The 15,369-nt window shown below is 40.8% G+C and carries 6 protein-coding genes; all 6 read right to left on the reverse strand.

The window, feature by feature from the left end; all coding sequences use genetic code 11:
• Positions 1-12: 12 nt before the first annotated feature.
• Genes T7867_RS06780 through T7867_RS06805 form a run of 6 tightly spaced genes read right to left on the reverse strand, consistent with a single transcriptional unit; the run spans position 13 to position 15,048 of the window.
• On the reverse strand, positions 13-3,348 hold the full coding sequence (locus tag T7867_RS06780) for a VCBS repeat-containing protein (RefSeq protein WP_089082265.1): 3,336 nt from the start codon (positions 3,346-3,348) through the stop codon (positions 13-15).
• Positions 3,349-3,383: 35 nt separating this feature from the next.
• Positions 3,384-6,665, reverse strand: coding sequence for a VCBS repeat-containing protein (locus T7867_RS06785; protein ID WP_068217137.1), 3,282 nt, complete (start codon positions 6,663-6,665; stop codon positions 3,384-3,386).
• 9 nt (positions 6,666-6,674) lie between these two features.
• Positions 6,675-7,250 carry a hypothetical protein gene (locus tag T7867_RS06790; protein WP_068217139.1) on the reverse strand — a complete coding sequence of 192 codons (576 nt, stop codon included), beginning with the start codon at positions 7,248-7,250 and terminating at the stop codon, positions 6,675-6,677.
• Positions 7,234-10,503 (reverse strand): VCBS repeat-containing protein, encoded by a 3,270-nt coding sequence (locus tag T7867_RS06795; RefSeq protein ID WP_068217141.1) that lies wholly within the window; start codon positions 10,501-10,503, stop codon positions 7,234-7,236. The genes T7867_RS06790 and T7867_RS06795 overlap by 17 nt, the downstream gene beginning before the upstream one ends.
• Before the next feature lie 54 nt (positions 10,504-10,557).
• Positions 10,558-12,084 (reverse strand): RagB/SusD family nutrient uptake outer membrane protein, encoded by a 1,527-nt coding sequence (locus T7867_RS06800; RefSeq protein ID WP_068217142.1) that lies wholly within the window; start codon positions 12,082-12,084, stop codon positions 10,558-10,560.
• Positions 12,085-12,105: 21 nt separating this feature from the next.
• Positions 12,106-15,048 carry a SusC/RagA family TonB-linked outer membrane protein gene (locus T7867_RS06805; RefSeq protein WP_068218477.1) on the reverse strand — a complete coding sequence of 981 codons (2,943 nt, stop codon included), beginning with the start codon at positions 15,046-15,048 and terminating at the stop codon, positions 12,106-12,108.
• Between the last annotated feature and the right edge of the window lie 321 nt (positions 15,049-15,369).

Raw genomic sequence — 15,369 nt, forward strand, 5'->3', positions numbered from 1 at the left:
AGGGGAAATGTGCTACTGGTTAGATTTGAGTTTAAGCAGGGTAGGGCCTGAATTGTTCTTTATTGCGAGCACATAATCTTCACCTGCAATAGATATTTTTGATGCATTTCGGTATTCGCCCCAAGTCTCATTAGTGTTTAGCAAATGGTCTTTTGTTGGATTGAAAGTACCATCACCATTACCTAAGAGTAATGTAATTGGCTTGGCGTCAGCACGTCCAAAATCAGTTCTGTAGCCATAATTATTTCCAAATAGTAAAAGGTCTTCATTACCATCTTGGTTGAAGTCATTGGTAACAATGGCCATTATAGGGCTTAGTTGTGCTACCTCGGGTAGCGGTATTGCGCTAAACTCCCCATTGCCTTGGTTAATGAAAGCATGAGACTTAAACTCCGTGGCCTTTTTATTTGGGATGTTCTGAAAGTCTTCACCCAATATTTCTTCAGGTCCAGAGCCCTGAGAATACTCCTCATAGTTGCTGTGCAACTTCTTTATTTTTGAAACCTGTTTAATAAGGTCATCTCTAGAGGCAAAGGGAGTTTCCTTCCCTTCCTGATAGTGGAAGATGATCGGGTCTGTCTGATCATTTTGATCTAAATCGCCCAAGTAAAGTGTTACAGGTTCTTTTTTAGAAGCTTTTAGCTTTGAGTTAAGACCTAGATTGCCACCTACAATATCTGGCAAACCATCATTATTCAGGTCGGTAATTTCTAAGCTGTACCACCAACCCTTTAGGTTGGCCATAGAATTATCTACACGGTTGAAAATTCCCTTTCCATCATTTTCTAAAAGTTGAATACCTGTCCACTCACCAGCCAAAAGCAAATCCATATCGCCATCAGAATCAAAATCAATAGCCTTTGCGGCATTGATCATTCCAAGGTTTTGAGCGTTCTGAATTCTGGCTTGAGTCTGGTTTTGGTAGAAACCTCTACCGTTGTTGATTAAGAGTATTTGCTGAGGATTATTACCATATGAGCCGGGCTCAATATTGGAGCCAACAAATACATCGGGAAAAGAGTCTCCATTAAAGTCAGCGATGGCCACAGTTTTACCAATAGAACCAACTTGAGTTAGGCTGCCAGGGGAAAACTGGAAGTTGCCTTTTCCATCATTTAAGTAGAGCCTATCGAAGTTGAAGAGCATACCTGCTTGTAGTTCATTACCTCCGCTGGCAATGTAGAGGTCTAAGTCGGCATCACCATCAGCATCGAAAAAGTGGGCGGCCACATCTTCTGCACGCTTGAGTTGCTCAAAAACCAACCCTAATTGTCTTTCAAACTTTCCATTTTCGGATTGAATCCACAATTCTCCTACCTGATCTTTAGCACCGCCAAAATATATATCGTCTAGGTCGTCTCCATTTACATCACCTACTGCTAATGCTGGCCCTTCGTGACTGAATTTTCTTGGAAGCAAGTACTCTCTCAAATGATCATCGAAGGGGTCTTCACGATGTTGGTATGCAACTGACCAGTCTACAGGGCTAACCAAACTGACTTCTTCATCTGTTATTTTGCTTGCTTCGGAAAGTTGAGCTTTTGAATAGTCTAAGGTAATGGTTTGATTTACTGGCTGATTATTTATATTCTCTGTTTTGCCATCAGGCCAGATTACTTTTAACGATACTGATTGAGAGTTTGTCCCTAGTCCGAAATGCACTTCTGGCGCAACACTAGATTGAAAACCTCTAGAGTTTTGGTTTTCTCTGTAGTAAGTAACATCACTGGAGCTTACTATCACTTTTGCACCTATTCCAAACGGATTGTTTTTTGATCCCTTAAACTGAATTTTGAGGTATGAATTTGTTCCACTGTAGGTGTTTTCATAAATAAAGGCTTCTTGCTCTAAGTTGTTAATAACTAAATCTAAGTCTCCATCATTATCTAAATCGGCATAGACAGATCCGTTGGAATAACTAGGTTCTTCAAAGCCTAAGTCCATTTGTTGCGGTGATGTTGTAAACTTTCCGTTGCCTTGATTTAGGCCAGCATAGTTGGGTATTTTAAGCGTTGGTAACGAGTTGATTCTGGCGCGCTCCAGCTCGTTGTCTTCCATGGCTCCTGGATTACTATTCATGTAATTCACGAAGTCTAGGTCATTTGGGCGCTTATATATTCCATTAGTAATGTGAATATCTTGTAGCCCATCATTATCCATATCGAATATTAGAGGTGACCAACTCCAGTCAGTGGCGAAGTTATTTGAGAAAAGGCTAATGTCTGAGAACATGTCATTGCCCAAATTCAGTTGCATGGTGTTTCTCACATACTGGTGGCCGTAACCAAATTGCTCTTTGATGCGGTAAACCTCTACTTTGTCTTCTCCTACTGATTTTTTCCATATTTCAGGGTCACCAGGTAACATGTCGGTAGTGAAAATATCTAATTCAGCGTCATTATTAATATCTGCCACAAAATTCCCCATTGAGTAGCGGCTTGTATGTTGAATTCGGGATTCAAGCTCCTCTTTGAAGGTACCATCTTGTTGATTAATGTAGAGGTAGTCGTTTTCGGCAAAATCGTTAGAAACGTAGATATCGGTCCACCCATCTTTATTAATATCACTGAGGGCCAACCCTAACCCGAAGCCGAGTGCGCTAGAGTAAATGCCTGTTTCTTCGGTAACATCGATAAAGCGAGCTTCACCTTGAGCTAGCTGATTTTGAAAGATTTTATCGCCCCCTTCAAAACTTTTAGTTCTCTCATTAATTGGAACAAAAACTTCAGGGTTCTTAATGGAATGGTTGAGGAGATACATGTCTAAGTCTCCATCATTATCATAATCAAAAAAGCCAGCGTGGGTAGAAAAGCCAACAAAGTCTAAACCATAGGCTTCCGCTTTTTCTGTAAATGTGCCGTCTTGATTATTAATGAACAGTTGGTTTCTGCCTTTGGCTTCTTTATAATCTCCAACTTGGCAAAGGTATATATCAAGGAAGCCATCGGCATTAATATCGGCCATAACAGCACCTGTAGACCATGTTCCTATTTCCTGAATTCCAGCACGGGTAGTGACATCTTCAAAAGTTAAGTTGCCTTTGTTGAGATAGAGTTTATTTGGGCCTTGATTAGCAGTAAAGTAGAGGTCTATCAGGCCGTCATTGTTGATGTCTCCTGCTGCAACCCCTCCACCATTGTAATAGTAGAGGTATTCAATAATATTAAAATCATCCGTTTCGGTTAATTCGTTCCGAAAGTCGATCCCAGAATCTGCTGCACTAATTCTTTGAAAGAGTCCATTTGGCTCCTTTTTGCTCGCGCAAGCAGAAACCAATATGGCTAGACAGACTAACTTCCACCAAATAGAGCTTATTTTCTTCTGAGTTTTTAGCCGGTGATTCCTCATTGCAATTTTGCTTTTGTGTTGAAACGGATGTCTGATCAGTAATTCAGCTTTACCAACTCATCGTTGTTTCTTGCAACAATTACATAGTTATCGAACACGGCAAAGTCTCTGATTTCGCCTTGAACAAAGAAGCCTTCTTCTGGTTTTGCAACCATAAACGTTCCGTTGCCATCATTCTTGAGGTAGGTTCCATAACTGGCATCGTAGCGACCTACCTCTGGCTTAACAGCGTAGAGGTTACCTCCTAACAGAAGATCTATATCTCCATCCTTATCAAAATCTCCGGAGGCTATCGCATATATTGGGCTAACCTGAGCTTGACTTGGCAATTCACTTACTTGAAACTGCATATTGCCATTGTTAAGAATAAGTACAGAGGCCATTTCGGATGCTTTTATTTCTAAGACACCATCCATTTGCTGAGTATTGAAAATGTCTCTTATGCTCATATCTTTAAAAGAGGTGTAATCTGGCAACACTTTTTTAAGGCCTTTGATCTGATCTATTAAGTTGTGTCTTAGCCCATAAGGGTAAGCTTTTCCATCCGTCATGTATTTTGAAAGAATAGGGTCTAAGGTTCCGTTGTTATCAAAGTCTTTTACAAATAAGGATATTGGCTCAGTAGAGGAAGCTTTAAAGCGACTATTGAGGCCATGGTTTCCGACAACGAAGTCCATATCTCCGTCTTTATCTATATCTACTGCGTGGATGGTATTCCACCAGCCAGTTAGTGCAGCCAAATTCTCTGGGGTTTGCTTGCTAAAAGTCCCTTGCTCATTCAGGAAGATTTCAACGCCTAAGTACTCGCCAACAATCACTAGATCTGGCTTGCCGTCTCCATTCACATCTGTAAATGTGCTACTGGTAATCATTCCGAGTGATTTTAATTCAGCAGCATACTTTTCTGTAACATCGGTAAACTTGCCCTTGCCATCATTTGCTAATAAGAAGCCATCTCCAGGAATCCCCTGCTGCATAGGTTTGCTACCTTCACCAACAAACAGGTCTATATCGCCATCGCCATCAAAATCAGCGGCTGCCACTGTAGATGAACTCACATAGCGGCTTTGGCTAGGAAGTAGTTGAGCAGATTTTGTAAAGTTTCCGTTACCATCGTTAAAGTATAAACGGTCTTGAAATGCTGAAGAACTTGATGAATACTCGATGCTACCACTGCAGACATATAAATCTAAGTCTCCATCGTTGTCAGCATCAAAAAATACGCTCTGAATATCTTCAGATATGGCATCTTCTTCAAATGCTACCGATTTTCTGCTTTTAAAACCTGCCGATGATCCCATCAGTAGTGTGGCGGCTTCTTCTTTACTGCCACCTATCCAAATGTCTAAGTATCCGTCTCCATTGATATCTCCTTGTGACATTTTAGGCCCTTGTGTACTTTTCATAAGAAAAAGTGAACGGTCTACATCAAAGTCTACAAAGCTGTTTTCTTCGTGTTTATAGTCAATGGAAAGGGCTTCTTGGCTGAAGGTAGCTTTAGCAGAGTTACTATTGATGCTTAAATTAAGTTTAGCCGCTTCAGCCTCAGACAGTGTTAGCCTTTGATTTGGTTCTACATCTTTCATTTCAGTGATTTTACCAGAGGGCCAAACTACCTTAACAGCTACGTTTTCTGCAGAATTGAGCCCAATAAACGGACGAGGATCTATGCTAGACTGAAAACCTCGTGTAGGCTGCTGCTCAATATAATGGGTAGTTTCATTTGAGGTAACCCATATTTTGGCACCAATGCCCATTGTATTTTGTCCTTCTCCTTTAAGCTCAAGGGCTATATAGTTCTGGTTAGTTTTCATCTCAGAATTATTTCTGTAGAGAAATGAAGGCATGTTTACATTGTTCACTACTAGGTCTAAGTCGCCATCGTTGTCTAAATCACCATAGGCAGCACCATTAGAAAAGCTAGGTTTTGCTAAGCCATAGTCTTCAGTTACATCTTGAAAGGTTACACCATTCTGATTTTTGTAAGCGAAGTTCTTTAATGGGTTAGAAGGAATTATATCTATGAGGCTTTTATAATCTACGCCATTTTTAGTAACCATGGCGGTCATAATTTCTTCGCTTGAGGCGTATTGCAGATAGTCTTGATCTGTCAGGTCCTGATAAATTCCGTTAGCTACAAAGAGGTCTTTATAACCGTCATTATCCATATCGAAAATTAATGCGCCCCAGCTCCAGTCGGTGGCTTCTACTCCAGCCATTCTGCTCATTTCAGAGAAACTGTTGCCGTTGTTAATTTGAAAGGTGTTTCGGGTAAACTGGTGATAATACCCGTTATTTAGACCGTATTGGTAGCGATTCCAATCTTCGAAGGTTGTGACTGATTTTAAACGCTTATAGTCATTTGGGAGCATTTCAGTTACGAAGAGGTCATTATTCCCATCGTTGTTAATGTCGGCCATATCGGCTCCCATAGATGCCCCACTGATGGAATTCATTTTTTCCGTTAGTACTTCTTTGAAGGTACCATTGGCCTGATTTAAGTAAAGGTAGTCTCTTTCGAAGAAGTCGTTCGATACGTAAATGTCATCCCAAGAGTCTCCATTTACATCGCCTACCGTAACGCCCAAGCCAAAACCAATAACCGAACCATATACTCCAGCTTGTTCGCTTATGTCATAGAACTTGCCATCTCTATTTTCCATGAGCTTATCTCCGCCTAGAACATCGCGTTTAGGGCGTTCGTTTCTTCTTAGATCAAAGCTGCCTATGGCTTGGTAAGAGTTATTGAGAATATAGACGTCCAGATCTCCATCTTTATCGAAGTCGAAGAAGGAAGCATGTGTTGTATAGCCAGGGTCGGCTAAACCGTATGCTTCGGCAGATTCAACAAAGGTCAGATCTCCCTGATTAATGAAGAGTTCATTTTGCTTATTGTCTCCTTGAACATCGCCAGAGTTGCAAACATAGATGTCTAACAAGCCATCTGCATTGATGTCTACCATGGTTACACCTGTAGACCATGCTCTATTGCCCGAAATACCAGCTGACTGGGAGATGTCTTCAAATTGGAAGTTGCCCTTGTTTAAAAAAAGCTTGTTAGGCAATTGATTGGCTGTCATGTATATATCGGGCAGCCCATCATTATTGATGTCTCCAATAGACACACCACCACCATTGTAGAAGTTGCGGTAGGTATAAATGTTAAAGGCGCTGTCATAGGCCAATTTGTTTTCAAAATTGAACCCTGTTTTCTCAGGAGACATTTCTGTAAAAAGAGTGTCTTTGGGTTTTTCGCTTGCGCAACTGGCCAGCAATAACACAATAAATAGACCCGGAATCGTCTTTCTTAGCTTCATATCAAAAAATTATTTATCAGCCGTTAGGTCGACCATTTTCACCTGTAATCGTTCTTCGTCTTTGGCTTTAATGGCAATTCTTCGGTTGCCATCTACTTTTACCCAAATTGGGTCAGAGCTTTCATCTCCTTCTATTTGCATAAACTGGTTTCCTCCATACCAATTCATTAGGGTGTCTTTAAGTATGGGAAGCAGTTTTGCCGATGTTAAGTCTTCATTCCAAGGTGCCCATGCCTTGTATTTGTATTCTAAGTCCATCCCAATTATGGTTTCCTCACTATCGAATTCAGGGTAGAAAAACATCTCTATATCCTTGATTTGTGAGCTATCTCCATTGAGGGTATAGTTTACATAATTCTTGAGGTTACCGGCTGTAAAGAGACCTTGCCTGTTCTTTTCCCAACAAATGTCATAGAATACCTTTTTACTTTGACCAAACTGAATGCCATGGAATAAGGAGTCATACTTTACTCCTTTAGCCAGTTCGGCTTTCTCCAATTTGGCATAGTCTGACTGATGGCAGGAATAGACCGTTACCAACATGCCTAAAGCCAACAATATTTTCGCACTAATCCTTCTTCTCATAGGTTAACAAAGGGCCATTATTAATAACAAAAAGATACTTTTCTTTTCCTTCTATAGTCGTTTTCTTGATATGCCTAATTTGGCCATCAATATTTAAAAATTCCAATTTATCACTGCTGAATCCTGTCTGGCTGCCAAATAAAATTAAACCCTTAAGGGCATCGTATCGGCCAAATTGTGGTTTAACCAAGTATTGGTTTCCACCTAATATTAAATCTTGAAATCCATCACCGTTTAAATCTTCGGAGTGAACAGCGTAAATAGGAGAGTATTGTGCTTCTTTTGGGAGAGGCTTAAAATTGAACTGACCTTTTTGGTTGTAGAAAATACCACTGCGCCTTTCGTTCATTTCAAAGACTCTGGCTTTTGACAAAACCTCAGGGCTAAAGAGTTCATCTATGCTTTTATTGGCATAATCTTCAAAGTAAACCAACTGTTTCTTAAGTGAGGGAATCTGCTTTATGAGCTCATCTTTATCTACTATTGGGTAGTACTTGCCGTCAATCTTCTCGCAATAGATTTGTTCTTTGGTGCCGTTTTGGTCGAAGTCACTCACATACATTCTGGTGCCAGGTTTCAGAAATGTGTTTTCACCGTGATTACCAGCGATAATGTCTAAGTCTCCATCATTGTCGACATCTGAAAGGTGTAAGGTATGCCACCAACCGTTGAGGTTTGGAAAAGCCTCCTGCTTCTGCAGTCTGCCGTTGTTATTTTCAAAAAGCTGAAGGGCCATCCAGTCTCCACTAATTACTAAGTCTAAGTCTCCGTCACCGTCTATATCTACCCAAGATGAGGAGGTAACCATTCCAATTTCCATTAGCTCTGGGGCTACCTTGTCGGTGACATCGGTAAACTCACCAGTACCATCGTTCTGAAAAATGAAAGCCCTGCCCGATTCGCCATAGGTAAAGGCATCGAATCGCTCGCCAATGAACAGGTCGGTATCGCCATCGTTGTCAAAGTCGCCCGCGGAAACCGTACTATTGCTGTAATAGTTTGTGAATGGGAGTGCTGATTGGGACTTGATTAGCTGGCCCTTGCCATCATTAATATAGAGCCTATCCATTAAGGCAGATGAGCTTCGGCTAAATGCCCTTCCGCCACTGCTTACATAAAGGTCTTGGTTACCGTCTCCATCTGCATCGAAAAACACAGCCGATACATCTTCAGATATTCTGTCTGCCTCTAAAGCGGCACTTTTCACTGGCTTCAATTCACCATTTTTACTCAAAAACAGGGTTCCTGCAATATCTTTTGAGCCGCCTATGAACATGTCGTTTATGCCATCTCCATTAATGTCTGATATGGCCAAAGCAGGCCCTTCATTCTGAAACATTTCGAGCAGAAGCCTCTCTCTATCAAAGTCTACAAAAAGGTTTTCTTCATGCTTGTACTGTAACTGATTTGAAGCTTGGATTAAGGTTTGCTGAGTTGTTTTGGTAGCTTCTAAGGCTTGTTGAGGCTTTTCTGGCTGAACAAGTGTTAAAAGCTGATTGGTTCTGATGTTTTCCAAAGTTGTTTTTGAACCGTTTGGCCAAGTGATTCTAATGGAATCTAAAGTATTCAAAGAACCTACTCCTAAGTGTATTTTTGGGTCAACGGAACTTTGAAATCCCCTTGATGGAAAATTGTAAGCCGAATAATGCTGATCATTTGCCCAAGCCTGAACAAAAGTACCAATGGCTTTGGTGTTTTGGTTCGAGTTGGCTTGAAGCTCAATTTGTAATGAACGGTTGGCTGTGGTATCTGTATTGTTTCTATAAACAAATGCAGGCATGTTTACATTGTTAACCACTAAATCTAGGTCTCCATCATTATCCAAATCTCCATAAGCACTTCCGTTACTAAAACTCTCGTCTTGTAACCCGGCTGATTGACTTATGTTTTCAAACTGGAATGCTCCTTCATTTTTAAATAGTGCATTAACCACTGGTTTAGATGGCATTACATCGATTAAGCTGGTAATAACGTCTTCATCGTTTTGAATCATTGACCGAATTCGCGCTTCATTGGCCATGTAATTCAGATAGTCTCGGTCTAATAGGTCTTTATAAATTCCGTTAGACACGAAAATGTCATTTAAGCCATCGTTATTTGTGTCGAAAATTAGGGTTCCCCAGCTCCATTCGGTTGCAGAAACACCCGCTAAACGGCCGATTTCCAAAAACTGACCGTTGCCTAAGTTTCTTTGTAATACGTTGCGAGGATATTGATGATAGTAACCTTTAGATGTATTGAGGCTATACTTGTCCCAAGATTCGTAAGTGGCCTTTGTTTTTCTTCTAGGCAAGGTAGCTGGCAACATTTCGGTAACCATTATTTCGGGCAGCCCATCATTATTCAAATCGCTGGCGTCTGCTCCCATAGAACCCATGCTAAGACTCTCAAAATAATCTTCTGATCGCTCTGAGAAGGTGCCGTCCTGATTATTTATGTACAGGTAGTCTTTTTCAAAGAAATCGTTCGATACGAAGATGTCTGGCCAGCTATCTTGGTTGTAATCTGAGAGGGTAATACCTAGACCAAAGCCAATGTCACTGTTATAAATACCGGCTTGACTGGTTACATCAACGAATTTACCATCATCGTTTCTAAGTAGTTTATTCCCAGCATTATCGGCACTCGGAATCTCTCTTTGATTTTCAACTATATCTTGTCCAATGCCAACTCCTCTAAATGAATTGGTAAGAAGGTAACAATCTAGATCTCCATCTTTGTCATAGTCAAAAAATGCAGCGTGCACTGCCAATCCTTTAAAGTCTAAACCGAATTGCTCAGCAGACTCTTTAAAAGTTCCATCTTTTTGGTTGATGAATAGCTGGTTTTTCCTTCCTAGCTCATCGCTCGGAGGGCCAGAGATGCAAACGTATAAGTCTAGCCAACCGTCTGCATTAATATCTACAAAGGTGGCTCCTGTAGCCCAGAACTTACTTCCGCCAGTGCCAGACTCTTGGGTAATATCTTTAAACTGCCAGTTGCCTTTGTTTAGGTATAGCTTGTTTTCAACCATGTTGCCAGAGAAGAAAATATCTAGCAGGCCATCATTATTAATATCTCCTAAGGCCACTCCACCGCCATTAAAAAAGTTGCGGTAGGTATATGGGTTTAATTCTTCAGTGTAGTCTAGCTGATTACGAAAGTCTATTCCGCTTTCTTTTGCTTCAACTTTCTCAAAAAGCGTCTGATTCTTTTCTCCGGTGCACGATAGTACCAGAGTCAATACAAAAAATGGTAATACTAGCTTTTTCATACAAAAATGGGTTGCCGTAATCGACAACCCATTTTAATTAATAATATTCAAATTCTAATTATATCCTGGGTTCTGAGTTAAAGTACCCTCAGCAGATAATATCTGAGTGTTTGGAATAGGGAATAGTTTTCTGTAGTCATCATTATGCTGAGACTTTTCCCACCAAGCGTCACCCCATCTATCAAATCTGATTAGGTCGACTCTTCTTAGAGACTCTTGGAACATTTCTCTACCTCTTTCAGCCAAGAATTCAGAGTCATCTAGCATGTTAGTACCGTCATAAGGCGCTACGCCAGCTCTTTCTCTAATTTGGTTCATTAAAAGTAAAGTAGTAGGGTTATTCCAGTTACCAGTAAGTCTTGCAGTTGCTTCTGCTTTGTTCATAAGCACTTCACCATATCTAAACAGGATGTAATCGTTATCCATGTTAGATCTTTGCTTTTGCTTAAAGCTGAACTTACTCATTCTTGCACCTGCCTGACGGCTTCCACTTGGCGCTAACTGATTGATTTCAGGAGTATAGTTTACAGGAGCTCCGTCTTGATCTGCAGGGTCAAAAGCTAGGTCTAGAATAGGCTGGCCGTTAACATCGAATTGAGGGCCAACCACAAAGTTGTTAGCTTTTCTCTCATCGGCATTGTCATAAGAATTGTAAAACTCTTCTAGTGTAGAGTATCCATTCCATGGCTGCTCTGCCAATCTGTAAGTTAACTGGCTAGGGTAGTGAAGCGTCATTTGCGCAAAGTTCATTCCACCAGCTGTAACTTCATCGAAAGGAAGAATCCAAATGTGCTCAGGATCATCTTCATTATCTGGAGAGAATACATCCGCATAGTTATCGGTAAGGCTATAAATACCAGAGTTGATTACTACATCTGCAGAAGCAATTGCTTCGGCATATCTAGGGATACCTGTGTAAACCTCAGAGTTAAGATAAAGTCTAGAAAGGAAAGCATGCGCACCTAAGTTACTGATTCTAGCATATGCTTGCTTACCAGTAGGAAGGTCAGGAATTGCAGCTAAAAGCTCAGATTCAATGAAGTTGAAAACTTCAATTCTTGAAGACTGCGGTGCATCTTGTCCTGGCTGGGTAACTATTTTTACGCGACCAAAAGAGTCCATCAATCTCCAATAGAAGTAAGCTCTAACTACTCTTAACTGAGCTATCTTATCGTTAGAAAGTCCGCCAGCATCTAGCAGCCTGTTACACTCATTGATTCCGCCATAGGCGTCATTCCAAAAGTTATTCAAGGCAGGGTGGGTAGAACCCCACTCATGTCTGTGCATGTTCAGCCAGATACCTCCATCAAACCAGTCACCACCTTTTTGAGTAATAACCGCTTCATCGGTAGAAACTTCCTGAATAGAGAAGTAGCTGTTATGCGCAGCAGAGCCGTTCAAAAGTCTAGAGAATGCAGCGTTAAGTCCGTCAGAGCTACCAGAGCCACTTTGACCAACGCCTGGGTTGTTAGGATCAAAGTCTTCTGTGAAGCCATCTTTGATCTCTTCTTCAAGATCTGTACATGAACCTACGGTAAATAGGGTCAATGCCAGAGCTAATATTCTTATAGTATATTTCATTTTCTTCTTCGTTTTCAGTGATTAGAAACCAATGTTTAGGCCGAATGTGAATGTTCTTGACGTGAAGTAGTTATATCTTCTGTCAATACCAGGTGCCAATACATTTGGATTGCCAGGAGCACCACCATTGTCTACAGCACCTCTATCTTGTAGTACTGGATCAGGATCTACACCTGTGTAATTAGTGATAACGAATGCGTTTTGAACACTCAAGTAAAGTCTCAAGTTGCTGAACATATCGTTATTAGCCATATCGAAATTGTAACCTACAGTAGCATTATCTAGTCTGAAGAAGTCAGCTTTTTCTACATACAATGAACTGAATTGAGCTACAGTTAAGTCTTCAATTTGAAGATCTGTCTTAGTTCTGTTGTAAGAGTTAATTGCTCCCGGATCAATTGGCTCATAGAATGCTCTAAAAGTATTTACAAGGCTGTGACCGAATGCTGCTCTAAAGAACAAGTTCATATCCCAATTGCCATAAGTTAACTGGTTAGTCCATCCAAGTTCTACATCAGGAATACCATTACCAATTTCTTGGAAGTCACCATCTGCAGCAAGAGCACTACCTTGCTCTGTAAGAAGTTGACCGTCATCGTTAAGGTCTACCATAATTGGTCTTCCTTCTGCATCTACATTTCCTGAGAATACAGGTCCCCAGATTTGACCAATCTGCTCGCCAACTGCAATTCTAACTAGGTTAGTTTCGTTTTGGCCAGGAGCTCCAAGGTTAGCAATCATGTTTTCGTCAATCACAAACTCTTCAAGAGTGGTTTTGTAAGAAGAAAGCACAATACCTGGAGACCAGTTGAAACCGCCTGAACCAAATCCTGTATGGTTTAGAGCTAGCTCAATACCTTTTGTATTCAACTTACCAGCATTTTCATATCTAAGGTTAGTTCCGTAAACAGCAGGGTCTACAGTTCTCTCTAGAATGAAGTCATTAATATCTCTGGTATATACATCTAAGCTACCGTTTAGCTTGCCACCCAAAAGGCCGAAGTCTAAACCAAGGTTGATTTCCGCTTTTTCTTCCCACTTAAGGTCAGGATTTCCAGCTCTAACAAAACTTACTGTTCCACCACCTGTAGTAGCGTAAGAGTATAAGTCTTGAGCAAGACCAGAAGGTCCTGGAAGTGAACCTGTAACACCGTATCCAGCTCTAATCTTTAGTTGGCTGAAAGCAGCTAGGTCTACATATTGCAATAAGTCTGCACCTACACCCACAGCAGGGAAAGTACCCCATTGGTTATCGGCACCAAGCTTGGTAGATCCTTCTCTTCTAACAGAAGCATTGAAGAATATGCCATTATTTAAGTTGAAGTTTACTCTACCGAAGAAGGCAAGAATTCTGTTCTCTGGAGACTCATAGCTGAAAATGCTAGCATTGGCTAGGTCACCAACAATGTTACCAGATGCGCTGATAATGTTAAATCCAATATCATCAGAAGGGAAGTTACCCGCTTCTAAACCAAATCCTGTGAATTGCTCTTCTTGGAAAGAGTAACCAGCAGAAACTGTAAGGCTTGAGTTGTCAAAATCTTTAACAAACGTACCGTAAGTTTCGAAAAGAGTGAATTTGCTCTCGTCTGTTCTTCTGTTAGCTAAACCAATTCTGTTGAAACCTCTAAATAGTGAGTTTGAAGGGTAGAAAGCACCATTGGTAGAGGTAGAGTACTGCTGAGCGTAATTAGCAGACCACGTTAAGTTATCTGTAAGATCATAGCTCACTTGAGTATTGAAGTTCAAGTTCTTTCTTTGACCGATGTTGGTGTTTTGCTCGATAATAGCAACAGGGTTGAAGTTGTCGAACAAGATAGCTTGGAAGAACTCAGATTGAGAAGCATCTGTATAAATAGGAGCGGTTGGGTTAAATAAGGCCGCATAACGTAGCGCTTCATTAAAGGAGAAGTCTTGCTCTCTGTTGGTCATAGACAAGTTGAACTTGATGTTAAGCTTGTCATTAAGGGCATAATGATCAACATTAGCACGAGCATTAATTTGGTCGAAACCAGACTTTTTCAATACACCTTGAATATTTCTGAAGTTAGTAGAAAGTCTGAATGTAGTGTTCTCTGAGCCACCTGAGATAGCGATGTTGTGCACGTGAGATACAGCAGTTCTGGTTACTTCTTCTTGCCAAATAGTTCTTGAGCCTAGATCGTTACCACCAGCAGCAATGTACTCATCAGGAGTCATTACAGATTGAAATCTGAACACATCGTCTACGGCAGCGTAACCATTATATGAAGCAGAAAGGCCTTTACCGCCTCTTTCTCCAGATTTAGTAGTTACAAGAATAACACCGGCAGATCCACGAGAACCGTAGATTGCAGCGGCAGATCCATCTTTCAATACGTTAACAGACTCAATGTCATTAGGGTCAACGTTATCTAAAGAAGCACCAATAACACCATCAATAACAACTAGTGGTTGTACGTTGGCACCTACTGTAGAGATACCTCTCAAACGGATAGTTGCTCCGCTGTTAGGGTCACTTCCTTTATTATAGATACTTAGGCCTGGAACTTTACCTTGGAGTAGTTGGGCTGGGTCGTTTACATTACCCTTGTTAAACTCCTTGGCATCTAGGGCTACCACAGAACTTGTAATCTCTTTTTTCTCTTGAGATCCGTAACCTACCACAACTACTTCTTCTAGCTCAGCATAGTCTGGCTCAAGTGCAACGTTTATGGTAGTTTGATTTCCCACTAGTACCTCTTTTGAGATGTATCCTACAAAGGAGAAAACTAGGGTTTCATTTGCAGCTACTTCAATGGTAAAGTTACCATCTAAGTCACTAGGTACACCGCGCGTGGTACCCTTTACTGTAATGTTCGCTCGGGGGATTCCGATACCGTCATCCGCCCCTGTTACCTTACCGGTAACTGTCCTCGTTTGTGCCATCAGCGCCCCTTGGAAACCTACTGACAGAACGAGAAGGAGTAGTAAAAACTTTTTCATACAATCATTTTTAAGTTTACTTGATTTGGCCATCGAGTGGCCTAAAAAGTGCAATCGAATGCTTAAAGTACAATTCCTTAAGCGCATTATCTAGACTACTAAAGTTAAAATTAACGCAAACGTTTGCAAAATTTAACATATGCTTTATATCTGCTGTGGCTTCAATAACTTACCTGTGGTGGTTTTATCAATAGTTTTGCTCTGCTTGTCGGTCTTTTCTGTATTAGGGTAAAATTTAGGTTAAAAAACACCCCAGTTTTTGCAAAGGATTGCAGTAAAGTATGTGTTTGCACGGTTTTGAACAGAATGAATGTCTCGTTT

It is taken from the genome of Roseivirga spongicola (assembly GCF_034376045.1).
GTDB lineage: Bacteria > Bacteroidota > Bacteroidia > Cytophagales > Cyclobacteriaceae > Roseivirga > Roseivirga spongicola.

What these genes read in the sequence shown, in the direction of transcription:
- T7867_RS06780 (WP_089082265.1), bottom strand. Translation starts at nt 3,348, where the DNA reads ATGAGGAATCACCGGCTAAAAACTCAGAAGAAAATAAGCTCTATTTGG.
- T7867_RS06785 (WP_068217137.1), bottom strand. Translation starts at nt 6,665, where the DNA reads ATGAAGCTAAGAAAGACGATTCCGGGTCTATTTATTGTGTTATTGCTG.
- T7867_RS06790 (WP_068217139.1), bottom strand. Translation starts at nt 7,250, where the DNA reads ATGAGAAGAAGGATTAGTGCGAAAATATTGTTGGCTTTAGGCATGTTG.
- T7867_RS06795 (WP_068217141.1), bottom strand. Translation starts at nt 10,503, where the DNA reads ATGAAAAAGCTAGTATTACCATTTTTTGTATTGACTCTGGTACTATCG.
- T7867_RS06800 (WP_068217142.1), bottom strand. Translation starts at nt 12,084, where the DNA reads ATGAAATATACTATAAGAATATTAGCTCTGGCATTGACCCTATTTACC.
- T7867_RS06805 (WP_068218477.1), bottom strand. Translation starts at nt 15,048, where the DNA reads ATGAAAAAGTTTTTACTACTCCTTCTCGTTCTGTCAGTAGGTTTCCAA.